Raw genomic sequence first — 23,358 nt, forward strand, 5'->3', positions numbered from 1 at the left:
GGGAACGTCTGTGCCGCGGGATTCGAATACAGCGCCGATATCGCCCCGTTGGGGTGAAGCGGCGTCGGATCGCTGACGGGGGGCGCGCGGCGGGGTGATTCTTTCCGGGTCCCGAGCCTGTCTCTTCTGGGAGTCCCCACCGTGAACAGCACTTCCTTCCGCATGCCCGCACGCCGTCTGGCGGCCGTCGCCACGGCCACGGCCCTCGCCGCCGGGCCCGCGGTCCTGGCCGGCGCGAGCCCGGCGCACGCCACCGGCGACCACGGACGTGCGAGCGCCGTCGTCCTGCGCACCGGCCTCGACGTCTCGCTGCTGAACAAGTCGGTCCAGGTCCCGCTCGCCGTCTCCCTCAACGAGGTCGAGGCCCCCAGGAGCGCCGAGAAGACCACGCTGACGGCCCGGCTGGACGCGGTGGACGGCGGCCGGCCCTTCAGCGTGCTGCGCGCGGAGGTGGCCCGGGCGACGGCCACCACGACCGCCACGAAGGCCGAGGGGAACACCACCCTCGCCCAGGCCCGGCTGCACGTCCCGGGCCTGCCGCTGCTGTCCCTGGTCGAGATCGCGCAGGTCACCTCCACGGCCACGTGCGAGGTGGGCAGGAAGCCGGTCGCCACCACCGAGCTGCCCGGCTCGGTCACGGTGCTCGGCAAGCGCGTGAAGCTGACCGCCGGCGGCCCGACCGACGTCACGGTGCCCGGCGTCGGCGAGGTGCGTCTGGAGCTGTCGAACACCCGGACGACGGCCCGCTCGGCCGCCGCCACGGCCCTCGAACTCAAGGTCTCCGTCAACCCGCTGAAGCTGAACGTCGCCGAGGTCGACGGCACGCTCACGCTGGCCGAGGCGACCTGCAAGACCCCCAGCCCCGCGGCCGAGGCCTCCGCCCCGCCCGCCGGCACCCGGCCCCAGGGCGCACCCGCCGAGGCGAACCTGGCGGAGACGGGCGGCAGTTCGGCGACGCCCTACCTCGTGGGCGGCGCGGTGGCCCTGCTGGCCGGGGGCGGGGGAGCGGTGTTCCTGGCCCGGCGGCGCGGCTGACGCGCGGGGGCCGACGGTACCGGCGCCGCCGCACGAGAGGTCGCGGTGGCGCGGATCGCGTCGGGCCCCACGCGAACGGACGCGCCGCGCCCCGCTCCCGGGCGGAGGTGATGCCGCCGTGCTCCGTGACAGCGGGACGCCGCGCCGGGCGGGGAAGTGGGCGATCTGCCGGACGCCGTCCCGGTCCGGGCGCTCGCCCTCGTGCCCCTCGCGCTGTTCCCGGCCCGGAGGCGTGCGCGACGCCCCGGGCCGGGCGTCAGTGGTCCAGCGCCTTCTCCAGCGCGCGCAGGAACCCGTCCACGGTCGCCCGGTCCCGTACCGCGAGGCGCAGCCACTCCTCGTCCAGGCCGGGGAACGTGTCCCCGCGGCGCACGGCGTAGCCGAGGTCGCGCAGGCGGTGGCGTACGGTCGCCGCCCGCTCCAGGCGGATCAGCAGGAACGGGCCCTGCGCGGGCTCGACCACCCGCAGCCCCGCCGGGGCGAAGCGGGCGAGGCCCGCCAGGAGGTGGGCCCGGTCCGCGGCGATGCGGTGCGCGGCGTGCGCCGCCTCGGCCACCGCCCGCGGCCCCACGCACGCCTCGGCCGCCGCCAGCGCCGGCGTCGACACCGGCCACAGCGGCTGCGCCCGCTCCAGGTCCGCCACGGTCTCCGGCGCCGCCAGCACGTACCCGATCCGCAGCCCGGCCAGCCCCCAGGTCTTGGTCAGGCTGCGCAGCACCACCAGACCGGGCACGTCGGTCCGCCCGGCCAGGGACTCCCGCTCACCCGGCACGGCGTCCATGAACGCCTCGTCGACCACCAGCACCCGCCCGGGCCGGGCGAGCGAGGCGACGGCCTCCGCCGGGTGCAGCACCGACGTGGGGTTGGTGGGGTTGCCGATCACCACGAGGTCCGCGTCCTCGGGGACGGCCGCCGGGCCGAGCCGGAAGCCGTCCTCCTCCCGCAGCAGCACCCGCCCGACCGAGTGCCCCGCGTCCCGCAGCGCCGCCTCCGGCTCCGTGAACTGCGGATGCACCACGACCGGCCGCCGCACCTTCAGCGCCCGGGCCAGCAGCACGAACGCCTCCGCCGCGCCCGCCGTCAGCAGCACCCGCTCCACCGGCAGCCCGTGCCGTGCCGCCACCGCCGCGCGTGCCGCCCGGCCGTCCGGGTAGGCGGCGAGGCCGCCCAGCGACGCGGCGATGTGCTCCCGCAGCCACGCCGGAGGCGTGTCCGCGCGGACGTTCACGGCCAGGTCGACGAGCGAGCCGCCGTCGTCCCGGACCTCCGCGTCCCCGTGGTGGCGCAGGTCGTGCCCGCTGTCAGTGCGCATGCGAGTGCGCGCCATGGTGATGCCCGTGCCCGTGGCCATGACCGTGGTGATGGTCGTCGTCGTCCGGGTGGAAGTGCGGCTGCTGAGGCATCCCCACCTTGTCCTCGAAGCCCGGCAGCGCGATGCGGTACACGCACGAGTCGCAGTTCATCCGCAGATCGCCCTTGACGGCCTCCTCGTACCGCTCCCACACCAGGTCCAGCAGCTCCGGCTCGGGACCGATGACGTCGGCCGAGCGCACCTCGACCTCCGGGTGCGCGGCGGCCCAGCCCTCCGTCTGCTGCCGCACCCGGTCCGGAAGGATGCCCGTGAACAGGAAGTAGGGCAGCACCACGATCCGGCGCGCGCCCAGCCGCACGCACCGGTCGAGCCCGTTCGGCACGTCCGGCGCCGCCAGCGACACGAACGCCGTCTCGACGCCCGCGTAGCCGCGCCCCTCCCACAGCAGCCGCGCCGCCTTGTGCACCTCGGCGTTGGCGTCCGGGTCCGTCGACCCGCGCCCCACCAGCAGCACCGTCACGTCGGACCGGTCCCCGGGCGCGCGCCCCGGGCCGGCGCCCAGCGCCTCCTCCAGCCGCCGCTCCAGCACGTTCAGCAGCGCCGGGTGCGGGCCGAGGGGACGCCCGTAGGTGTATGAGATGCCGGGGTGCCGTTCCTTCTCGCGGGCCAGCGCGGCCGGGATGTCGCCCTTGGCGTGCCCGGCCGACACCAGCATCAGCGGCACGGCGGCGAACCGCCGCACCCCCCGCTCCACGAGTTCGGTCACGGCCTCGCCCAGTGGCGGCGGGGACAGCTCGATGAAGCCGCCCGCGACGGGCAGTTCGGGGTGGCGGGCCCCCAGCTCCCGTACGAAGTCGCGGAACGCCTCGGCTCCGGCGTCGTCCCGGGTGCCGTGGCCGGCGATGAGCAGGGCGGGCGGGGTGGTCACAGTTTCTCCTCGGCGGAAGTGGGGTGGTACAGCAGGGCGTTGAGCGCGGCGGCGGCAACCGCCGAGCCGCCCTTCTCGGACACGTTGCTCACGGCGGGCAGCCCGCTCTCGCGCAGCGCGGCCTTCGATTCGACGGCGCCGACGAACCCGACGGGCAGGCCGATGACGAGCGCCGGGTCGGCGTCCAGGGTCAGCAGTTCCTCCAGTGCGGTCGGGGCGTTGCCGATCACCCACAGGGCGCCCGGGCCGACCTGCTCGTAGGCGAGCCGGATCGCGTGCGCGGACCGGGTCAGCCCCGGGCCGGCCTCGGCGTCCCGCAGCCGGCAGACGGTCTCGCGGCGGGTGATGCCCGCCCCGACCATCTCCACGTCCACGACGACGGGCGCCCCGGCGTGCAGCGCGGCGTGCGCCTGCACCAGGTCGGCTTCGGCCATGACGAGGTCGGTGGCGTAGTCGAGGTCGGCGGCGGAGTGGATGACCCGCTCCACGACCGCCCGGGTCAGCGGCGGGAAGTGCGAGGTGTCCAGCCGGGCGCGCAGCCGCCGGTAGGACTCCACCTCGATGGGATGCACCACGCGGTTCACTCGGCGCCCTCCTGTGCTGTCTGCCAGCGGTAGCCGCGCGGCGTCACCATGCGCCCCGCGATGTCCCGGGTCGCCGTGTTGCCCACGGTCACGACCGTCATCATGTCGACCGTCGCCGGGTCGAGCGCGCCCAGCGTGGTGAGCCGGCTGGACTCGTCCGGCCGCGAGGCGTTCCGTACGACACCGACCGGCGTCCCGGGCGCGCGGTGCTCGGCGAGGATCGCCAGGGCCTTCGGGAGCTGCCAGTCGCGGCCGCGTGAACGGGGGTTGTAGAAGGTGACCACGATGTCCGCCTCGGCCGCCGCCCGCACCCGGCGCTCGATGACCTCCCACGGCGTGTGCAGGTCGGACAGGCTGATCGACACATGGTCGTGGCCGAGCGGAGCGCCGAGGATCGCGGCCGCCGCCAGGGCCGCCGTCACGCCGGGCACGCCGATCACGTCGATGTCGTCGGAGGCCTCGGCGAGCGCGGGGGAGGCCATGGCGTACACGCCCGCGTCCCCGCTGCCGATCAGCGCGACGGCCTGCCCCTTGCGGGCCTCCGCGACGGCCGTGCGGGCCCGTTCCTCCTCGGCCCCGAGCCCCGACTCCAGCACGCGCGTGCCGGGCCGCAGCAGGTCCCGGATCTGGTCGACGTACTGGTCGAGCCCGACGAGCACGGCGGCGCGCCGCAGTTCTTCCCGGGCGCGCGGCGTCAGCAGGTCCCGGGCGCCGGGCCCGAGCCCCACCACCGCGAGCCGCCCGCGCCCGGGCCGCCGCACGACGGCGCAGGTCGCCATCGCCGGGGTGCCGTCGGCGCGCCGCGACTTCCGCTTCGGCACGAGCAGTTCACCGCCGCGCAGCAGCGCCGAGGCCTCCGCCACGGAGGGCGTGCCGACGGCGGCCAGGGGCGCGTCGGACGGGTTGGGCACCTCGACCCCGGACAGCTCCCCGGCCGGGTACGTCACGAGCGGCACCCCGAGCCGCCGGGCGGCCTCGACGACGCCGGGCTCCTCGGCCTTGGCGTCGACGGTGGTGAGTTCGGCCAGGCTGCGCGCCGACAGGCCCGCCTCGCGCAGCGCCGACCCGACCAGCTCCAGCACCTCCTCGGCTGGCACGCCCGAGGAGGCGCCCACGCCGACGACGAGGGACGGTGGCCGGAGCACCACTTCGCGCTCCGCCACCTCGACGAGCCGGTCGGTCACCCGGATCGTGTACGCCCCCGCGGCCGCCACGGGCAGCGGCGGCAGCGGCCAGGCCACCTCGGCCCGCAGCGCCACCGGCTCACCGTCGAGCAGGGCCCGCGAGACCCCGGCGACATCGCCCTCCACCGGGAGGCCGAGCGTGTCCAGGCCGGGCAGGTCCACGGCGTCCGTCGCCGTGGTCACCACGGGCTCGGCGCCCAGCACCTCACCGACCTCGCGGGCGAGGGCGTTGGCGCCGCCGCCGTGCCCGCCGGCCAGCGACACGGCGTACCGCCCGGCCTCGTCGACGCACACCACACCCGGGTCGCTCGCCTTGTCCGCCAGCAGCGGGGCGACGATCCGCACGACCGCGCCGGTCGCGAGGAAGCACACGAGCTGCTCGCACTCCGCGAACGCCCGCCGGACGGCGTCCGCCACGGGCCCGTCGTACAGGCGGGTGCGGTCCGGCCACGCCGCGGCCAGCCGGTCGCGCGCCGCCGCCCCCGCCGCGGTGGCGGAAATGAGGCCGATCACTGGGCAACTCCCTCACGATCCAGGGGCCTTCTGACGCCCCACAACAGGAAAACCGGATTGGTCGCCGCCAGCCGGGTCACATCACCCGGCAGCGGCGCGAGCCGGGACGACTGCAACAGCACACCCTCGCAGGAGAACCCGGCGTCCGTCAGGGCCGCGCGCGCGGCCGGCACCCGGTCCAGCGCGGCCATCGCGACGACCACCGCGCGCCGGGCCCGCCGGGCGCACCCGGCGACGATCGCCGGCAGTTCCCGCCCGCCGCCCCCGACGAACACGGCGTCCGGGTCGTCGGCGAGGCCGTCCAGCGCGTCCGGCGCCACGCCCCGCACCACGCGCACGTCCACACCGTGCGCGGCGGCGTTGGCACGGATGCGCTCCACCCCGTCGGGCGCCTTCTCGACGGCGACGGCCGCCGCCCCGAGCCGGGCGCACTCCACGGCCACCGAACCGGACCCCGCGCCCACGTCCCACACCAGGTCACCCGGCCGCGGACCCAGCCGGGCCAGGGCCAGCGCCCGCACCTCGAACTTGGTGATCATCGAGTCGCGGTGCGCGAACTCCGCCTCGTCCAGGGCCCAGCCGGCCGGCCGTTCCCCGGGCCCCGCGACCGTCCGCACCGGCCCGAGCGCCCGCCGCTCGTCCAGGCACAGCACCACGTTCACCGCCGTGCCCCAGTCCCGGGCGGCCGCCTCCCCGGGCGTCACCCGCTCCACGCGCTCGGCGGCGGAGCCGAGCCCGGACGCGACGACCAGCACCCGGTCCTCGCCGGCCAGGGCGGCGCCCAGCTCGGCCGGACCGGCCCCCGGCCCGGTCAGCACGGCCGTCTTCGCCCGCGCCCGGCACACGTTGACGGCCGTCCGCAACTCCCGTCCGTGGGCGCTCACCACCACGGCGTCGTCCCAGGGCAGCCCGATCCGCGCGAAGGCGGCGGCGACGGACGACACTCCGGGCCGCACGTCCAGCCGCTCGGGCCCGAAACGCTCGGCCAGCACGCGCACGATCCCGAAGAAGCCGGGGTCGCCGGAGGCCAGCACCACCACCGGGCGGTCCTTGCCGACGTACTCCTCGATGGTGTCGAGGGCGGGCGCGAGCGGCCCGAGCACGACCCGTTCGGCGCCGTCGGGCAGCGGTACGGCATCCAGATGCCGCCGCCCGCCGACGACCAGCTCGGCGGCGGCGAGGACATCGGCGAGGACGTCGTCGGCAGGCGCCGCCCCCGTCCCCGTGCCGACCACCGTGATCACGTACTCGCCCCCCGCTCGCGCAGCGCCCGGCGGGCCTCGGGGTCGGCCTTGCGGTAGCCGTGGAAGTGCCCCGGGTGGTACAGGTGCGAGCGCGTGCCGTGCGCGTCGAGGGCCGGGCCGACCAGGAACAGCGTGTGCTTCCAGAGCTTGTGCTCCTTGACCGTCTCCTCCAGCGTGCCGATCGTGCACTTCACGACCAGCTCCTCCGGCCAGGTCGCCTGGTACGCCACCACGACCGGGGTCGTCGTCGGGTAGCCGCCCTCCAGCAGCTCCCGCACCAGCTGCCCGCTGCGGGCGGCGGACAGGAAGACCGCCATGGTCGTGCCGTGCTTGGCGAACTCGCGGACCTCCTCACCGGGCGGCATGGGCGTCTTGCCGCCGCCGAGCCGGGTCAGCACGACGGACTGCGCGACCTCCGGGATGGTCAGCTCGCGCTGCGCCAGCGCCGCCACGGCAGAGAAGGACGACACACCGGGCACGATCTCCGTCGCGATGCCGATCTCTGCGCACCGGTCCAGCTGCTCCTGCGTGCCGCCCCACAGGGCCGGGTCGCCGGAGTGGATGCGGGCCACCTTCAGACCCTCGCCACGGGCCCGCTCGTACACGGCCACGACGTCCTCCAGGGACATGGTCGCCGAGTCGAGGATCTCCGCGTCCTCGCGCGCGTGGTCGAGGACCTCGGCCTGCACCAGGCTGGCCGCCCAGATCACGACGTCGGCCTCGGCGATGGCGCGCGCGGCGCGGAACGTCAGCAGGTCGGCGGCGCCGGGGCCGGCACCGACGAAGGTCACTTTGCCGGCGGGGGCGTCGGCCATGGGGTGGGTCCTCTCGTACAGGGGGTGGACGGTGATGAACGGACGGGGCCGGGTCAGAGCTTGCCGCCCCGGCCGCCCTCGCGCCGGGCGGGCGCGATGAGCGTCGACAGATAGGGCAGGGGGGCGCCGTCGAGGTCGGCGGCCGGGCGGATCGACTCCTCCGCCAGCCCCAGCGCCGATCCCCACACCGCGCCCTCCAGCCGCCCGGTCTCGCGCAGCGCCTCGGCGACCTCGTGGGCCTGCCGGCCGAACTTGTAGGCGACGACCGTGCCCGGCCCGGCCAGGGCCTCCTTCAGCACGGTCGCCCCCGCGGTGACGGGCACCAGCGTGAGCGGCTCGGTCCCCTCGGTCAGCACGGCACCCGACCGGGCGGCGAGGTCCTGCATGGCGGTGATGCCGGGCACGGTCTCCACGACGGTCCCCGGCACCAGCTCGGCGACGGTCTGCGCGAGGTAGGTGAAGGTCGAGTACACGTTGGGGTCGCCGATGGTCGCGAAGGCCACGGCCTCGTGCGCCCGCAGCAACTCGGCGACGCGTGCGCCCGCCGCGTCCCAGGCGGCCTCGCGCCGGCCCCGGTCGCTGCGCTCGTTCAGCGCGAACACGACCCGCACGACCTTCTCCTCGGGCACGTAGTGCACCACGGTCGCCTCGGCCCGCCCGCGCTCGCCCGTGTCCATCACGGGCACGACGACGACGTCGGCCTCCCGCAGGGCGTTGACACCCTTGACGGTGACCAGCTCCGGATCCCCGGGGCCGACCCCCACTCCGACCAGCCTGCTGCTCATGACGTCCGGCACCTCTCCACGAACCGACGGGCGACACCGGGCTCGGACGCCCAGTGCGTGTGCAGATAACTCGCGTGCACACCGCGCTGTACGAAACCCTCGACCCGCGGCCGAGGGGTGCGGACGCCCCAGGCGGGCTCCGGCCCCGACCCCGGCTCCACGACGGTCCGGTGGAACTCGTGCCCGCGCATCCGCGTCCCGGCCGCCGCGAGCACGCTGTCGCCGACCGCGACGGCGTCCCGGTAGCCCAGCGTGAGCCGCTCGCTCATCCGCGCCGAGGCGTCCAGCACCCCGCACATCGGCAGCCCGTCCAGCTCCCGGCACAGATACAGCAGCCCGGCGCACTCGGCGGCGACGGGAGCACCGCTTCCCGCCAGCTCGGCGACGGCCTTGCGCAGGGGTTCGTTGGCGGACAGCTCCGAGGCGTACACCTCGGGGAACCCGCCCCCGATCACCAACCCGGCGGTCCCCTCGGGCAGTTCCTCGTCCCGCAGCGGATCGAAGGTGACGACCTCGGCCCCGGCGGCGGTGAGCAGTTCGGTGTGCTCGGCGTAGGAGAACGTGAAGGCGGACCCGCCGGCGACGGCGACGACGGGCGCGCGCCGCTTGTCCGACGGAGCCGGGCCGGAGGAGGGCGTCAGCCCTTCGTCCGACCGGGTCGGGTGGTGGGCGGGCGAGGCGGGGGTCCAGGGGGCGGAGCCCCCTGGTACGGCACCGGCTGCACGTGCCAGTGCTTCCAACGCGCCCAGGTCGCAACCGTCGGAGACCTGCGCGGCCATGGCCGCAACCGCCTCCACCGCGGCCGTCCGCCGCTCGGCGACCGGCACCAGCCCCAGATGCCGCGACGGCGTGTCCACCTGCGGAGCGCGCCGCAACACCCCGAGCACCGGCACCCCGGCCTGCTCCAGCGCCTCCCGCAGCAGTTCCTCGTGCCGGTCGGAGGCGACCTTGTTCAGGATCACGCCCCCGATCCGCACCTCCGGGTCCCAGGACGCGAACCCGTGCACCAGCGCCGCCACCGACCGGGACTGCGACGACGCGTCCACGACCAGCACCACCGGTGCCCCGAGCAGCTTCGCGACATGGGCCGTGGACGCGAGTTCCCCCTCGCCCGCGGCCCCGTCGTACAGCCCCATCACGCCCTCGACGACGGCGATGTCGCACCCCCGCGCCCCGTGCAGGAACAGCGGCCCGACCAGCTCGGGCCCGCACAGGTAGGCGTCCAGGTTCCGTCCCACCCGCCCGGTCGCGAGCGCGTGGTACCCGGGGTCGATGTAGTCCGGCCCGACCTTGTGCGGGGACACGGCGAGCCCCCGCGCGGCGAACGCGGCCATCAGCCCCGTGGCGACGGTGGTCTTGCCGCTGCCCGAGGAGGGCGCGGCGATGACCAGCCGGGGAACCGAAGCACTCACCACTCGATGCCTCTCTGGCCCTTCTGGCCCGCGTCCATCGGGTGCTTGACCTTGGACATGTCGGTCACGAGATCGGCGAAGTCCACGAGCTTGCCGGGTGCGTTCCGCCCGGTGATGACGACGTGCTGCGTCCCGGGCCGCTCCCGCAGCACGGAGATCACCTCGTCCGTGTCCACCCACCCCCAGTGCATCGGGTACGCGAACTCGTCGAGCACGTACAGCCTGTACGTCTCGGCCGCCAGGTCCCGCTTGACCTGCTCCCAGCCCTCGCGGGCCTTCTCCTCGTTGTCCATCTGGGCATCGCGCTGCACCCAGGACCAGCCCTCGCCCATCTTGTGCCAGTCGACGGTGCCGCCCTCGCCGGAGGCGCCGAGCACCCGCAGCGCGTTCTCCTCGCCGACCTTCCACTTCGCCGACTTGACGAACTGGAACACCCCGATCGGCCACCCCTGGTTCCAGGCCCGCAGCGCGAGCCCGAACGCGGCGGTGGACTTGCCCTTGCCGATGCCCGTGTGCACCACGACCAGCGGCCGGTTGCGCCGCTGCCGGGTCGTCAGACCGTCGTCCGGCACCACACTCGGCTGTCCCTGCGGCATTACGCGGCCCTCCTCTGTACGTCCTTCACCAGCCCGGCGATCGAGTCCGCCCGCAACTCGTCCAGGGTCACGGCCGTACCGCCCAGCTCACCCGCGAGCTGCCCGGCCAGCCCCAGGCGCACCGGCCCCGACTCGCAGTCCACGACGACCGAGGCGACTCCGTCGGCCGCGAACAGCCGTGCCGCGCGCCCGGCCAGGGCGACCGGCTCCGGGCCGCCTGTGGCCCGCCCGTCCGTCACCACCACGACCAGCGGCCGGCGCGCCGGATCCCGCAGCCGCTCCACGCGCAGCACGTCGTGCGCCCGCAGCAGCCCCGCCGCGAGCGGCGTCCGTCCGCCCGTGGGCAGCGACTCCAGCCGGGCCGCCGCCGCGTCCACCGACGAGGTCGGGGGCAGCGCCACGTCCGCGCCCGTGCCCCGGAAGGTCACCAGACCCACCTTGTCCCGCCGCTGGTAGGCGTCCAGCAGCAGCGACAGCACGGCGCCCTTCACGGCGCTCATCCGCTGCCGGGCCGCCATCGACCCGGAGGCGTCCACCACGAACAGCACGAGATTGCCCTCGCGCCCCTCGCGGGTGGCCTGCCGCAGATCGTCCCGGCGGACCACCAGACCCGGCCCGGACCGCCCGCGCGCCCGCTGGTGCGGTGCCGCGGCCTGCACGGTCGCCGCCAGGTGCAGCTTGGTGAGCGCGCCCTGCGGCCGCCTGGCCCCGGTGGTCCGCCCGTGCTCGGTCCGCGCCCGTGAGCGCCGCCCGGCCACGCCCTCGCCGATCCCGGGCACGCTCAGCACCTTGGCCTTGAACGGCTCGGCGGCCCGTACGGGCGACTGCTCGCCGCCTCCCGAGGGCTGCGGCTGCCCGCCCTCCCCGGCCTCGGGCCGCGCGCCGGTGTCACCGCCCTCGGGGCCCTCGCCGGGGTCCGGCTGTCCGCCGCCCCCGCCGGGCCCGTCCGGCCCGGGGTCCGGGTCGTCGTCCTGTGAGCCGCCGAACTCCTCCAGCGTCTCGTCCAGCTTGTCCTCATCCAGCCCGGGCGCGTCGAACGGGTTGCGCCGCCGCCGGTGCGGCAGCGCGAGCAGCGCCGCCTGCCGGACGTCCTCGGCGAGCACGTCCGTCCGCCCGGCCCAGGCCGCCAGCGCGGTCGCGGTCCGGGCCATCACGATGTCCGCGCGCATGCCGTCCACCTCGAAGGCCGCGCAGGTCGCCGCGATCTGCCGCAGCGCCCCGTCGCCCAGCCGCACCGACGGCAGCAGCGCGCGCGCCGCCACGATCCTGGCCCGTACGGCGGCCTCCTCCTCGGCCCAGCGGGCCGCGAAGGCGGCCGGGTCGTCGTCGTAGGCCAGCCGCCGGCGCACGACCTCCACGCGCTGGTCCGGCTCCCGCGAGGCCGCGACCTCGACGGTCAGCCCGAACCGGTCGAGCAACTGCGGCCGCAGCTCGCCCTCCTCGGGGTTCATCGTGCCGACGAGCAGGAACCGCGCGGCGTGCCGTACGGAGACGCCCTCGCGCTCGACGTACGAGGCGCCCATCGCGGCGGCGTCCAGCAGCAGGTCGACCAGATGGTCGTGGAGGAGGTTGACCTCGTCGACGTAGAGGATCCCGCGGTGCGCGTCGGCGAGCAGGCCGGGCTCGAAGGCCTTCACGCCCTCCGCCAGGGCCCGTTCGATGTCCAGCGCGCCCACGAGCCGGTCCTCGGAGGCGCCGACGGGCAGCTCCACCATGCGGGCGGGCCGCTCCACACCGCCGCCGGTCTCGTGGGGCCCGTCCGGGCACCCCGGGTCGGGGGAGGCGGGATCGCACGAGAAACGGCAGCCGGGGACGACCGGGACCGCCGGCAGCAGCGCCGACAGGGCCCGCACCGCCGTCGACTTGGCGGTGCCCTTCTCGCCGCGCACCAGCACACCGCCGACCGCCGGCGACACGGCGTTCAGCAGCAGCGCGAGCCGCAGGTCGTCCTGGCCGACGACGGCCGTGAACGGAAACGGGGTGGTCACTTGTCGTCGCCCTCCAAGTCGCCTTCGAGCTCCAGGTAGGTGGCGCGCAGCCGCTCCAGCGTCTCCGCGTCCGGCTCGGCCCACAGGCCCCGCTCGGCCGCCTCCAGCAGCCGCTCGGTGATGCCGCGCAGCGCCCAGGGGTTGGACTTCTTCATGAAGTCCCGGTTCTCCGGGTCGAAGACGTACTCGGCGCTGAGCTTCTCGTACATCCAGTCGTCCACGACCCCGGCCGTGGCGTCGTACCCGAACAGGTAGTCCACGGTCGCCGCCATCTCGAAGGCGCCCTTGTAGCCGTGCCGCCGCATGGCCGCCATCCAGCGCGGGTTGACCACCCGGGCGCGGAACACCCGGTGCGTCTCCTCGCCCAGCGTGCGGGTCTTGACCTGGTCCGGCGTGGCCGAGTCGCCGACGTACGCCTCGGGGCTCGCGCCCGTGAGGTGGCGGACCATGGCGACCATGCCGCCGTGGTACTGGAAGTAGTCGTCGGCGTCGACCAGGTCGTGCTCGCGGGTGTCGACGTTCTTCGCGGCGACCGCGATCCGCCTGAACGCCGTCTCCATGTCCCCGCGCGCGGCCCGCCCGTCGAGCCCCCGGCCGTAGGCGTAGCCGCCCCACACCGCGTACACCTCGGCGAGGTCCGCGTCCGAACGCCAGTTGCGGGCGTCGATCAGCGGCAGCAGGCCCGCCCCGTACGCCCCCGGCTTGGAGCCGAAGATCCGGGCGGTGGCGCGGCGCCGGTCGCCGTGCTCGGCGGTGTCCTCGTCGGCGTGGGCGCGGACGTGGTTGGACTCGGCCGGCTCGTCCAGCTCGGCCACGGCCCGCACGGCGTCGTCGATCAGCCCCACGACGTGCGGGAACGCGTCCCGGAAGAAGCCGGAGATGCGGACCGTGACGTCGATGCGCGGCCGGCCGAGCTCCGCCAGGGGGATCACCTCGAACCCGGTCACCCGGCGCGAGGCGTCGTCCCACACCGGCCGGCAGCCCAGCAGCGCCAGGATCTCGGCGATGTCGTCACCCTGGGTGCGCATGGCGGAGGTGCCCCACACCGTCAGGCCGACGGACTTCGGGTACTCCCCGTTGTCCTGGAGGTAGCGCTGCACCAGCGAGTCCGCGAGCGACTGCCCCACCTCCCAGCTGAGCCGGGATGGGATCGCCTTGGGATCGACGGAGTAGAAGTTGCGGCCCGTCGGCAGGACGTTGACCAGACCGCGGGTGGGCGAGCCGGAGGGGCCGGCCGGGACGTAACCGCCGTCCAGGGCACGCAGGATGTGCCCGATCTCGTCGGTGGTGCGCGCCAGCCGGGGCACGACCTCGGTGCAGGCGAACTCCAGCACGGCGACGGCGTCGGGCAGTTCGGCGCCGAGCACCTCGCGCACCAGCGGCGCGCTCTCGGCGACCGCCCAGCCGCGTTCCTCCATGCCCTCCGCGATCCGCCGGCACAGCTGCTCCAGCAGGTCGATCGCGTCGGCGGCGCTGCGGGACGGCCCGTCGACCAGGTCCGTCAGCTCGACGGGCACCTTCACCGGGGCGCCCGGCTCGGCCAGCAGTTCCTTCTCCACCAGCCCGAAGTGCTCCGCCAGCGCGGCCCGCAGGCCCGGCAGCGCGTTGGCCTGCCCGCCCCACACCTGCGAGGCGCGCAGCACGGCCAGCACCAGGTTGACGCGCGGCTCACCGACCGGCCCGCCGCCCAGGATGTGCAGGCCGTCGCGGATCTGCACGTCCTTGATCTCGCACAGATAGCCGTCGATGTGCATGACGAACTCGTCGAACGCCTCGTCGTCCGGCTGCTCGTCCACGTGCAGGTCGTGGTGGAGCTCGGCCGCCTTCACCAGCGTCCAGATCTGCGCCCGCACGGCCGGGGCCTTGGCCGGGTCCAGGTCGGAGACGAGCGCGTACTCGTCGAGGAGCTGCTCCAGCTTGGCCAGGTCGCCGTAGGTGTCGGCGCGGGCCATCGGCGGCACGAGGTGGTCGACGACGGTGGCGTGGCCGCGGCGCTTGGCCTGGGTGCCCTCGCCGGGGTCGTTGACGATGAACGGGTAGATCAGCGGCAGCTCACCGAGCACGGCGTCCGGGGCGCAGCCGCCGCTGAGCCCGAGGCCCTTGCCGGGCAGCCACTCCATGGTGCCGTGCTTGCCCATGTGGACGATCGCGTCGGCGCCGAAGCTGTTCTCCAGCCAGCGGTAGGCCGCCATGTAGTGGTGCGAGGGCGGCATGTCCGGGTCGTGGTAGATCGCGATCGGGTTCTCGCCGAAGCCGCGCGGCGGCTGGATCATCACCACGACGTTCCCGAACTGCAGGGACGCCAGCACGATGTCGTCCCCGTCGACGTAGAGGCTGCCCGGCGGCTCACCCCACGCCTCGGTCATGGCGTCCCTCAGCTCCGGGTCGAGCTTGTCGAACCAGGCCCGGTAGTCCGCCAGCGGCACGCGCGCGGGCGCCGAGGCGAGCTGCTCCTCCGTCAGCCACTCCACGTCGTGCCCGCCGGCCTCGATCAGCCGGTGGATCAGCTCGTCGCCGTTGTCCGGGTACCCGTCGACGGCGTACCCGGCGCCCCGGAGCGCGTCCAGCACCCGCACCGCCGAGGCCGGCGTGTCCAGCCCGACCGCGTTGCCGACCCGCGAGTGCTTGGTCGGGTAGGCGGTGAAGACCAGCGCGAGCTTCTTGTCGCCGTTCTCCTTGTGCTTCAGCCGGGCGTGCCGCACGGCGATGCCGGCGACCCGCGCGGCCCGCTCCGGGTCGGCCACGTACACGGGCACGTCGTCCGGGCCCTGCTCCTTGAAGGAGAACGGCACGGTGATCAGCCGCCCGTCGAACTCCGGGATCGCCACCTGCATCGCGGCGTCCATGGGGGACAGGGCGGCGTCCGACTCCTCCCAGGCCTGCCGCGAGGAGGTCAGGCACAGCCCCTGCAGCACGGGGACGTTCATCCTGGCGAGGGCGCCGATGTCCCAGGCCTCCTCGTCGCCGCCCGCCGAGGCCTGCGAGGCGTGCGTGCCGCCGGCGGCCAGGACGGTGGCGACCAGGGCGTCCGCCCGGCCCAGGATCTCGTACAGCCCCTCGTCCGCGCCGCGCAGCGAACCGCAGTAGACCGGCAGGGCGTTGGCGCCGCGGGCCTCGATCGCGTCGCACAGGGTGTCCACGAAGGCGGTGTTGCCGCTCAGTTCGTGGGCCCGGTAGAAGAGCACGCCGACGGTCGGGCGGCCCTCGTGGCGGGCCCGCTCGCCGTGGACGCCGTACTCGGGCATCTTCTGCGGCGCGGCGAAGCCCTCGCCGGTGAGCAGCACCGTGTCGGACAGGAACCGGGCCAGCTCGGTGAGGTTCTCCGGCCCGCCCTCCACGAGGTACTTCAGCGCCTCGGCGACGACACCGGCCGGCACGGACGACTCGGCCATCAGCTCCGCGTCCGGCACGGCCTCGCCGCCCAGCAGCACGGTCGGGATCCCGGAGGCCTTCAGCGCGGCCAGCCCGTCCTCCCAGGCCCGCTTGCCGCCGAGCAGCCGGACGACGGCGACGGACGCCCCGTCCAGCAGGGCCGGGAGCTCCTCTTGGACGTCCACGCGGGTCGGGTTGCCGATCCGGTAGTCGGCACCGGAGGCGGCGCGGGCCGCCAGCAGGTCCGTGTCGGCGGTCGACAACAACAACACAGTGCTCATGCGGGTGCTCCCGGTGGAATGAAGGGCAGTCCTTGCGGCGCGCCGGACTCGATGAGCCGCCACAGCGCGTCGGTGTCCGCGTGCTGTTCGATCAGGTCGCCGAGCCGGTCGAGCTGCTCCTCGCGCAGCGCGGCGAACGAGGTGTCCGGCGCGGGCACGAAGCGGCGGCCCGCGGCGGCCGCCACCTCGCGCAGAAAGGCCCGCCGGAAGCCGTCCGACTCCAGCGAGCCGTGCCAGTGCGTGCCCCAGGTCTGGCCGACCCGGCAGCCGTCCAGGAAGGCTTCGCCGCCGGTGACGTCGGCGACCCCGTGGTGGATCTCGTAGCCCTCGACCCGCTCGCCGAGGGCCTCGCCCTCCGGCCGGGTGAGGGTCTTCTCGCGGGCGAACCGCACCCGCACGGGCAGGATCCCGAGCCCGTCGACGTGCCCCCGGCGGCTCTCCACGTCGTCCTCGATGTGCTCCCCGAGGATCTGGAAGCCGCCGCAGACGCCGAGCACGGGCCGCTGCTCGGCGGCCCTGCGGGCCAGGGCGTCGGCGAGCCCCCGCTCCCGCAGCCAGTCCAGCGCCCGGACCGTCCCGCGGGTGCCGGGCACGACGACCAGATCGGCGTCGGCCAGCTCCTCCGGCCGGTCCACGAACCGCACCACGACGCCCGGTTCGGCGGCCAGGGCGTCCACGTCGGTGAAGTTGGACATCAGCGGCACGGCGCACACGGCGACGCGCAGCACGTCCTCGCCGAGCGGCGGCGCGACGACCGACTCCCGCACGGCGCCCCGCAGGGACACGCGCAGCCCGTCCTCCTCGTCGATCCCGAGCCCGTGCCGGAAGGGCAGCACGCCGTACGTCCTCCGCCCCGTCAGCCCGTGCAGCATGTCCAGGCCCGGCTCCAGCAGGGAGACGTCCCCGCGGAACTTGTTGACCAGGAACCCGGCGACGCAACTCTGGTCCTCGCGCGACAGCAGCGCCACCGTCCCGAAGAACGAGGCGAACACCCCGCCCCGGTCGATGTCGCCGACGACGAGCACCGGAAGCCCGGCGTTGCGGGCGATGCCCATGTTGACGATGTCCGTCCGCCGCAGATTGATCTCGGCGGGAGAACCGGCCCCCTCACAGATCACCGCGTCATACGTGCCCCGCAACTGCTCCAGACAGTCCAGCACCGTTCCGAGCAGCTTCTGCTGCCGCCCGCCGTGATAGCCGCGCGCGCTCAGCTCACCCACCGGCTTGCCCAGCAGCACGACCTGACTGCTCTGCTCGCCCCCGGGCTTGAGCAGCACCGGGTTCATCAGCGCGGTCGGCTCGACGCGGCAGGCCTGTGCCTGCATGGCCTGCGCCCGCCCGATCTCGGCGCCCTCCCGCGTCACGAACGAGTTCAGGGACATGTTCTGCGCCTTGAAGGGCGCGACCTTGACGCCCTGGCGCACCAGCCACCGGCAGATCCCGGCCGTCACGACGCTCTTGCCCGCGTCGGAGGTGGTCCCGGCGACGAGAAGCCCACCGCTCATGCTCACTTCCCCCTCTTCAGCAACCGCGCGCCGGCGCACACCCCGAGCGCCAGCCAGGTGACGCGCCGCGAGAGCCGCACGGCCCGTTCGACATCGCGCCGGACGACGGCCCGCCCGCCGCTGTTCAGCACGGGCCGGTGCTCCACCCGCCCGCCGTACGACAGCGTCCCGCCCAGCCGCACCCCGAGCGCCCCCGCGAACGAGGCCTCCACGGGCCCGGCGTTGGGACTGGGATGCTTCGCCGCGTCGGCCCGCCAGGCGCGCACGGCCCCGCGCGGATCCGGCCCGGCCGGCACCGCGAGCACGGCCGTCAGCCGCGCGCCGGGCCACCCCGCGAGGTCGTCGAGACGCGCGGAGGCCCACCCGTAGCGCCGGTATCGGGCCGACTTGTGCCCGACCATGGCGTCCAGGGTGTTGACGGCCCGGAAGCCGAGCAGGCCCGGCACTCCGCCGACGGCCCCCCACACCAGCGCCCCGACCACCGCGTCGGAGGTGTTCTCGGCGACGGACTCGACCACGGCCCGGGCGATCCCGTCGGCGTCGAGGGCCTGCGGATCGCGCCCGCACAGATGAGGCAGCCGTGCCCGGGCCGCCTCCACGTCCCCCGCCTCCAGGGCACGCCCGATGGCCCGGGCCTCCCGGGCGAGCGAAGTGCCCCCGACCACCGCCCAGGTGGCGGCGGCGGTGAGCGCGACGGAGGCGACGGGGGAGGAGCGCACGGCGCGCTCGGCGACGGCCCCGAGGGCGACGGCGCCTCCCGCGCACACTCCGGCGTGCAACGCGCCCCATCCGCGGTGGTCCCGCCACAGCACCCGTTCCACGGCAGCCGCGGCCCGCCCGAACGCGGCGACCGGATGCCCCCGGCGGGGGTCGCCGAGCAGCAGGTCACCGATCAGGCCGGCGGCGGCACCGTACGCGAAGACGCGACCGGCACCCATGGGCTCAGCCGCCCAACAGGGCAGGCAGGGGTGGGGTGCTGAACCTCGATCGGCAGCCGCGCATGGCGATACGTGTCCTCACTCAGGGTGTCCGCGCCCTGGTTCGACGTGACCGGCGGTGAGAGTTCCTGGCTCCCGGGGGATGGCTACCCCGGTGACAGTGGCGGGACCGCGCCGGACTCACACCGGCTTCCTCTCCTGCCGCCGTACTGGCCCCGGAAGTCCACCACGGGCGCGAACCGCCGTCAACTTGCCCTTGACCTGCGCGGGGAGAGTGTGGAGAACCCCACACCGGCCCCCACGCGCACACGACGACCGGGCGGCACGGGACCGAGGTCCCGTGCCGCCCGGCGGACACGCGGTGCGTTCGGGCCGTCAGGCCACGATCAGGTAGATGCCGTACCCCACGGCCGCCGCGCACGCCGCGAAGCAGGCGTACGCGCCCGTCACCGCGAGGCCGGCGGACCCGCCCTGCGCCACCGCACGCTCGCGGCGCGACAGGCCGGTGATGCCGAGGGTGAACAGGCCGACGAGGGCCACGGTGACCACGAGGCTGACGCCGAAGACGGAGCCGAGGGCCGCCCAGTCGATCTTCATCTCTGCTTCTTCCTTGTTAACCGGTGGGCGGGGTCAGACCGTGGTGGTCGTGGAGTGCGTCCGCTCGGCGGTCGCCTGGGCCGGGATGGGCGGCGCGTCGGCGGTGGTGCCCGCGGGCGGCGGCGTCACCGCGGCCATCGCCGTGGTCACCACGCCGGCCGGCTCCTCGTCGGCGGCGGTGTCGTTGACGTTGGTGTGGTCGACGACCTCACGCCGGGAGATCTTCCAGATGGCCGCCGAGGAGGCGACGAGGAAGACGGCCACCACGGCGGTGCCCCAGTCGCCGAAGCCGGTGACGTACTCGGCGAGCGCGCCCACCAGGGCGGCGGCCGGCAGGGTCAGGCCCCAGGCGACGAACATCCGCGTCGCCGTCGACCAGCGCACGACACCGCCCTTGCGGCCGAGACCGGCGCCCATGACCGCACCGGACACGGAGTGGGTCGTGGAGAGGGAGAAACCGAGGTGCGAGGAGGCCAGGATGACCGTGGCCGCGCTGGTCTGGGCGGCGAAGCCCTGCTGCGGCTGGAGGTCGGTCAGGCCCTTGCCCATGGTGCGGATGATGCGCCAGCCGCCCAGGTAGGTGCCGAGCGCGATCGCGACGCCCGCGGACAGGATGACCCACGTGGGAGGGTCCGAGTCGGGCGCCACGGCGCCGCCGGCGACCAGGGCCAGGGTGATGACGCCCATGGTCTTCTGCGCGTCGTTGGTGCCGTGCGCCAGGGAGACCAGGCCCGCCGAGGCGATCTGGCCGGCCCGGTAGCCCTTCTCGGACGCCTTGCCCTCGGCCTTGCGGCCCAGGGAGAACGTCAGCCGCGTGGCCAGCATCGCCGCGAGGCCCGCCACCAGCGGGGCGGCGATCGCCGGGATCAGCACCTTGGTCACCAGCACGTCGCCGTGCACCGCGCCGACGCCCGCCGACGCGATCGTGGCGCCGATCAGACCGCCCATGAGGGCGTGCGAGGAGCTGGACGGCAGGCCGACCAGCCACGTCAGCAGATTCCACAGGATCGCGCCCACCAGGGCGGCGAAGATGACTTCGGGACGGATGCCGGCCTCGTCGACGAGGCCCTTGGAGATCGTGTTGGCGACTTCGACGGACAGGAAGGCGCCGACCAGGTTCAGGACCGCGGACATGGCGACCGCGGCCTTCGGCCGCATGGCGCCCGTGGAAATGGTCGTGGCCATCGCGTTCGCGGTGTCGTGGAAACCGTTCGTGAAATCGAACGCGAGTGCGGTTACCACCACAATCGCGAGGATCAGCGAGAAGCTTTCCATTTACCCAGGCAATCGTTCGAGGTCATTGGCTGGACGAACGTAGGTAACCCGAGTGAACGGAAGATGAACTGGGAGGGGCGCATGGGTGTCCACAACGGGGGTTCGGCGTTCCGCCTGCTGTCAGGCTCCCCACACCCCCTCCGCCTAGGCTCCCCGCGCGAACCTCTTCAGCCGATCGAGTGACCCGCGGAACACGTTCTGGTCACCCGGCAGAGGGCCTCCGCCGTTGTCGTGCTGCCAGAAGGTCCAGGTCGACCAGCCGGCCGGCAGGGCGCCCGGGTGCGCCGCGTCGTAGCGGGCGATCCACAGGGGATGGTCGGCGGCGAAGGCGCGGCTGCCCCCGGTGCACGTGTTCCACCAGTGGGTCGTGGTGTAGATCACCGGGCGGCGGCCGGTCAGCCGCGCCACCTCGTCGCTGAAGGACATGATCCAGCCGGCCATCCGCGCCTTGCTCAGGCCGTAGCACCCGCGCTTCCTGTCGTTCGGGTTGTATTCGATGTCGAGCGCGGGCGGCAGCGTCCGGCCGTCCGCGCTCCAGCCCCCGCCGCTGCGTACGAAGTGCGCCGCCTGCGCCCGCCCCGAGGACCGGTCCGGCAGCGCGAAGTGGTAGGCCCCGCGCAGCAGTCCGGCGGCGCGCGCTCCGTCGTACTGGCCGCGGAAGTAGGGGTTGCGATAGCTGGTCGACTCGGTCGCCTTGACGTGGACGAACGCGGCGCCCTTCGCCCGCGCGCCCGGCCAGTCGACGGTCCTCTGATGGGACGAGACGTCGTGCCCCCGCGTGCGGCTCGCCGCCGCGGCGGGCGCATCGGCGAGCGTGGTCACGCCGAGGGCGAGTGCTGCGGCGTACACCGCGAGCAAGCGTCCGCGGCGACGGGTCGGTGCGTGGTCACGGGCCATGTGGTTCCCCCCGGAATGGCGGCGTGCGCGACAAATCCCCCAGAGAGTACTCGAAGATCATCGAATGTCCGGAGCGCTCCGGACGTGCGGCTCCCGGCGGCCGGTTCCGGCCCCGGCCGCCCCCGCACCCCGCCGCGCCGGGCCTCCGCCTGGCAGGATCGCGGCATGGCTGAGCGGCGAGACGACGAGCGGGACACGCGGGACGTCCGGGGCGGCGGACCGGACACGGGGGAGGGGCCGCGCAGGAGCGCCCGCCCCGAGGAGGCCCGCGCCTGGGAGGAACTCGTCGCGACGGCCCGCCGCACGGTCGCGGACGGACTCGTCGTCGGCACGTCCGGCAACGTCTCGGTACGCGTCGGGGACACCGTCCTGGTCACCCCGTCCGGCGTGCCCTACGACCGCCTCACGCCCGCAGAGGTGACGGGCGTCGACCTCGACGGCCGGCAGGTCCTCGGCACGCTCGTCCCCACCAGCGAGCTGCCCATGCACCTCGCCGTCCACCGCACGACCGACGCCCGGGCCGTGGTGCACACCCACGCCGTGCACGCGACGGCCGTGTCCACGCTCGTGACCGAGCTGCCGCTGATCCACTACATGGCCGCGGCGCTCGGCGGCCCCGTGCGGGTCGCCCCCTACGCCACCTACGGCACCGACGAGCTGGCCGGGAACATGCTGCGCGCCCTCGCCGGCCGCTCCGGCTGCCTCCTGCAGAACCACGGCACCGTCACCCACGGCGCCACCCTCGACCAGGCCTACGACCGCACGGCGCAGCTGGAGTGGATGTGCCGCCTGTGGCTCACCGCCACGTCGGTGCCGGGGCTCACCCCGAGCCTGCTGTCCGGGCGGCAGCTGGCGGAGGTGGAGGAGCGGCTGCGCGGCTACGGCCAGCGGCGCTGACCCGGCGCCCGGCGTCACCCCGCCGCCGTCTCCCACTGGTCGCCCGCGGACGCCGCCGGGACACTGGAGCCGTGCGCACTGTCAGAGCGACGGCCGCTGCCGTCACCGCCGTGCTAGGGGCCGGGGCCGCCGCGGTGGCCGCCGGCCGGCTCGCCAGCGACGCCGCGCTCAAGGCGCCCGCCGGCCGGCCGCTGCCGACCGAGCCCCGGCTCACGGTGCACGGCACCGCCGCCGGGCAGATCACCCTCACCCGGGACCTGGCCGCCCTGCGGCCCGGCCGCTACGGCCTGTCCGGCGACGGCTCCCACGCCATCGTCGGACCCGTCCTGGCCGGTGCCCCGCACACCGCCGACACCGTCGTGCGCCGCCTGGAGAGCGTCACGCACGGCACCCTGAGGCCCGGCGACAAGGCCTGGCTCACCCCGAACGTGTACGTCGGAGACCCGGGCTCCGCCCTCGGCATCGACCACGCCGACGTCGACGTGCCCGGCGAACTGGGCGCCCTGCCCGCATGGTTCGTGCCCGGCGCCCGGGACACCTGGGTGATCGCCGTGCACGGCCTGGGCGCCACCCGCGAACTCGCCCTGAACGTCATGGAGTTCTGGCACCGCAGCCGCTTCCCGGTGCTGGCCCTCGCCTACCGCGGCGACCTCGGCGCACCCCGCCCGGCCGACGGCCTGAACCACCTCGGCGAGACCGAGTGGCGCGACCTCGACGCCGCCATCCGCTACGCCGCGCGCTACGGAGCCCGGCAGGTCGTCCTGCACGGCTGGTCCACCGGCGCCACCATGGCCCTGCGCGCCGCCGAGTGCTCGGGTCTGCGCGAGCGCGTCTCCGGGCTCGTCCTGGACTCCCCGGTGCTCAGCTGGGAGACCACCCTGCGCGCCCTTGCCGCGGCCCGGCGCACCCCGGGCGCGCTGCTGCCCCTGGCCGTGCGCGCCGCGCAGGGCCGCACCGGCATGCCCGGCGGCCGGGCGACGGCCCCCGTGCCGCACGACGGCCTGCGCGTGCCGGCCCTGATCTTCCACGGCCCGGGTGACACGGTCGCCCCCTGGCGGCTCTCCCGCCGGCTCGCCGACGCCCGCCCCGACATGGTCTCCCTGCGCACCGTCGCCCACGCCCCCCACGGAGCCATGTGGAACGCCGACCCCCAGGCCTACGAGGAGACCCTCCGCCGCTTCCTGACCCCTCTCATGTGAC

Annotated in this window: 19 protein-coding genes and 1 riboswitch; of the genes, 3 read left to right on the forward strand and 16 right to left on the reverse strand. The window is 75.0% G+C overall.

Features of this window, described 5'->3' with window-relative positions:
• Positions 1 to 141: 141 nt before the first annotated feature.
• Entirely contained in the window at positions 142 to 1,035 is an 894-nt protein-coding gene (locus CHR28_RS27875; protein ID WP_094056456.1) for an SCO1860 family LAETG-anchored protein, read from the forward strand.
• A 256-nt stretch (positions 1,036 to 1,291) separates the two neighbouring features.
• Here the strand turns inward: CHR28_RS27875 and cobC are convergent, their stop codons facing one another.
• The 16 genes from cobC to CHR28_RS27955 form a co-directional block, all read right to left on the reverse strand.
• Positions 1,292 to 2,347: an Rv2231c family pyridoxal phosphate-dependent protein CobC gene (cobC, locus tag CHR28_RS27880; protein WP_256984438.1), complete on the reverse strand. Its 1,056-nt coding sequence runs from the start codon at positions 2,345 to 2,347 to the stop codon at positions 1,292 to 1,294.
• Entirely contained in the window at positions 2,337 to 3,275 is a 939-nt protein-coding gene (locus tag CHR28_RS27885; RefSeq protein WP_094056457.1) for a sirohydrochlorin chelatase, read from the reverse strand. Before CHR28_RS27885 ends, cobC begins: the two co-directional genes overlap by 11 nt.
• Positions 3,272 to 3,859, reverse strand: a complete 588-nt coding sequence (locus tag CHR28_RS27890) for a precorrin-8X methylmutase (RefSeq protein ID WP_094056458.1) — start codon at positions 3,857 to 3,859, stop codon at positions 3,272 to 3,274. The genes CHR28_RS27885 and CHR28_RS27890 overlap by 4 nt, the downstream gene beginning before the upstream one ends.
• Positions 3,856 to 5,556 (reverse strand): precorrin-3B C(17)-methyltransferase, encoded by a 1,701-nt coding sequence (gene cobJ, locus CHR28_RS27895; protein ID WP_094056459.1) that lies wholly within the window; start codon positions 5,554 to 5,556, stop codon positions 3,856 to 3,858. The genes CHR28_RS27890 and cobJ overlap by 4 nt, the downstream gene beginning before the upstream one ends.
• Positions 5,553 to 6,800 carry a precorrin-6y C5,15-methyltransferase (decarboxylating) subunit CbiE gene (gene cbiE, locus CHR28_RS27900; RefSeq protein ID WP_094056460.1) on the reverse strand — a complete coding sequence of 416 codons (1,248 nt, stop codon included), beginning with the start codon at positions 6,798 to 6,800 and terminating at the stop codon, positions 5,553 to 5,555. The genes cobJ and cbiE overlap by 4 nt, the downstream gene beginning before the upstream one ends.
• A complete protein-coding gene (cobM, locus tag CHR28_RS27905) occupies positions 6,797 to 7,615 on the reverse strand; it encodes a precorrin-4 C(11)-methyltransferase (protein WP_094056461.1) in 819 nt (272 codons plus the stop codon). The genes cbiE and cobM overlap by 4 nt, the downstream gene beginning before the upstream one ends.
• A gap of 53 nt (positions 7,616 to 7,668) precedes the next feature.
• A complete protein-coding gene (cobI, locus tag CHR28_RS27910) occupies positions 7,669 to 8,400 on the reverse strand; it encodes a precorrin-2 C(20)-methyltransferase (protein ID WP_094056527.1) in 732 nt (243 codons plus the stop codon).
• Complete coding sequence (locus tag CHR28_RS27915; RefSeq protein WP_094056528.1) at positions 8,397 to 9,812, reverse strand: cobyrinate a,c-diamide synthase; 1,416 nt, start codon at positions 9,810 to 9,812, stop codon at positions 8,397 to 8,399. Before CHR28_RS27915 ends, cobI begins: the two co-directional genes overlap by 4 nt.
• Complete coding sequence (cobO, locus tag CHR28_RS27920) at positions 9,809 to 10,408, reverse strand: cob(I)yrinic acid a,c-diamide adenosyltransferase (RefSeq protein WP_094056462.1); 600 nt, start codon at positions 10,406 to 10,408, stop codon at positions 9,809 to 9,811. The genes CHR28_RS27915 and cobO overlap by 4 nt, the downstream gene beginning before the upstream one ends.
• Entirely contained in the window at positions 10,408 to 12,396 is a 1,989-nt protein-coding gene (locus CHR28_RS27925; RefSeq protein WP_094056463.1) for a putative cobaltochelatase, read from the reverse strand. The genes cobO and CHR28_RS27925 overlap by 1 nt, the downstream gene beginning before the upstream one ends.
• The gene (gene cobN / locus CHR28_RS27930; RefSeq protein ID WP_094056464.1) at positions 12,393 to 16,049 is read right to left on the reverse strand and encodes a cobaltochelatase subunit CobN; all 3,657 of its coding nucleotides are present in this window, start codon (positions 16,047 to 16,049) and stop codon (positions 12,393 to 12,395) included. Before cobN ends, CHR28_RS27925 begins: the two co-directional genes overlap by 4 nt.
• Positions 16,046 to 17,554, reverse strand: coding sequence for a cobyric acid synthase (locus CHR28_RS27935; protein ID WP_094056465.1), 1,509 nt, complete (start codon positions 17,552 to 17,554; stop codon positions 16,046 to 16,048). Before CHR28_RS27935 ends, cobN begins: the two co-directional genes overlap by 4 nt.
• 2 nt (positions 17,555 to 17,556) lie before the next feature.
• Complete coding sequence (locus tag CHR28_RS27940) at positions 17,557 to 18,492, reverse strand: cobalamin biosynthesis protein (RefSeq protein WP_094056466.1); 936 nt, start codon at positions 18,490 to 18,492, stop codon at positions 17,557 to 17,559.
• A gap of 103 nt (positions 18,493 to 18,595) precedes the next feature.
• A riboswitch (cobalamin riboswitch) is annotated at positions 18,596 to 18,735 on the reverse strand.
• Positions 18,736 to 18,867: 132 nt separating this feature from the next.
• Positions 18,868 to 19,089 carry a hypothetical protein gene (locus CHR28_RS27945; RefSeq protein WP_059422310.1) on the reverse strand — a complete coding sequence of 74 codons (222 nt, stop codon included), beginning with the start codon at positions 19,087 to 19,089 and terminating at the stop codon, positions 18,868 to 18,870.
• Between the two features lie 33 nt (positions 19,090 to 19,122).
• The gene (locus CHR28_RS27950) at positions 19,123 to 20,364 is read right to left on the reverse strand and encodes an inorganic phosphate transporter (protein ID WP_094056467.1); all 1,242 of its coding nucleotides are present in this window, start codon (positions 20,362 to 20,364) and stop codon (positions 19,123 to 19,125) included.
• 144 nt (positions 20,365 to 20,508) lie between these two features.
• Positions 20,509 to 21,261, reverse strand: coding sequence for a lysozyme (locus CHR28_RS27955; protein ID WP_094056468.1), 753 nt, complete (start codon positions 21,259 to 21,261; stop codon positions 20,509 to 20,511).
• Between the two features lie 165 nt (positions 21,262 to 21,426).
• Between CHR28_RS27955 and CHR28_RS27960 the strand changes: the two genes are divergently transcribed.
• Together CHR28_RS27960 and CHR28_RS27965 are read left to right on the forward strand one after the other, a co-directional pair.
• Positions 21,427 to 22,158 carry a class II aldolase/adducin family protein gene (locus CHR28_RS27960; RefSeq protein WP_094056529.1) on the forward strand — a complete coding sequence of 244 codons (732 nt, stop codon included), beginning with the start codon at positions 21,427 to 21,429 and terminating at the stop codon, positions 22,156 to 22,158.
• Positions 22,159 to 22,229: 71 nt separating this feature from the next.
• The gene (locus CHR28_RS27965; RefSeq protein WP_094056469.1) at positions 22,230 to 23,357 is read left to right on the forward strand and encodes an alpha/beta hydrolase; all 1,128 of its coding nucleotides are present in this window, start codon (positions 22,230 to 22,232) and stop codon (positions 23,355 to 23,357) included.
• The last annotated feature ends 1 nt before the right edge of the window (position 23,358 follow it).

The sequence above is a fragment of the Streptomyces sp. XY006 genome, from assembly GCF_002237655.1.
In the GTDB taxonomy this organism is placed as follows: Bacteria; Actinomycetota; Actinomycetes; order Streptomycetales; family Streptomycetaceae; genus Streptomyces; species Streptomyces levis.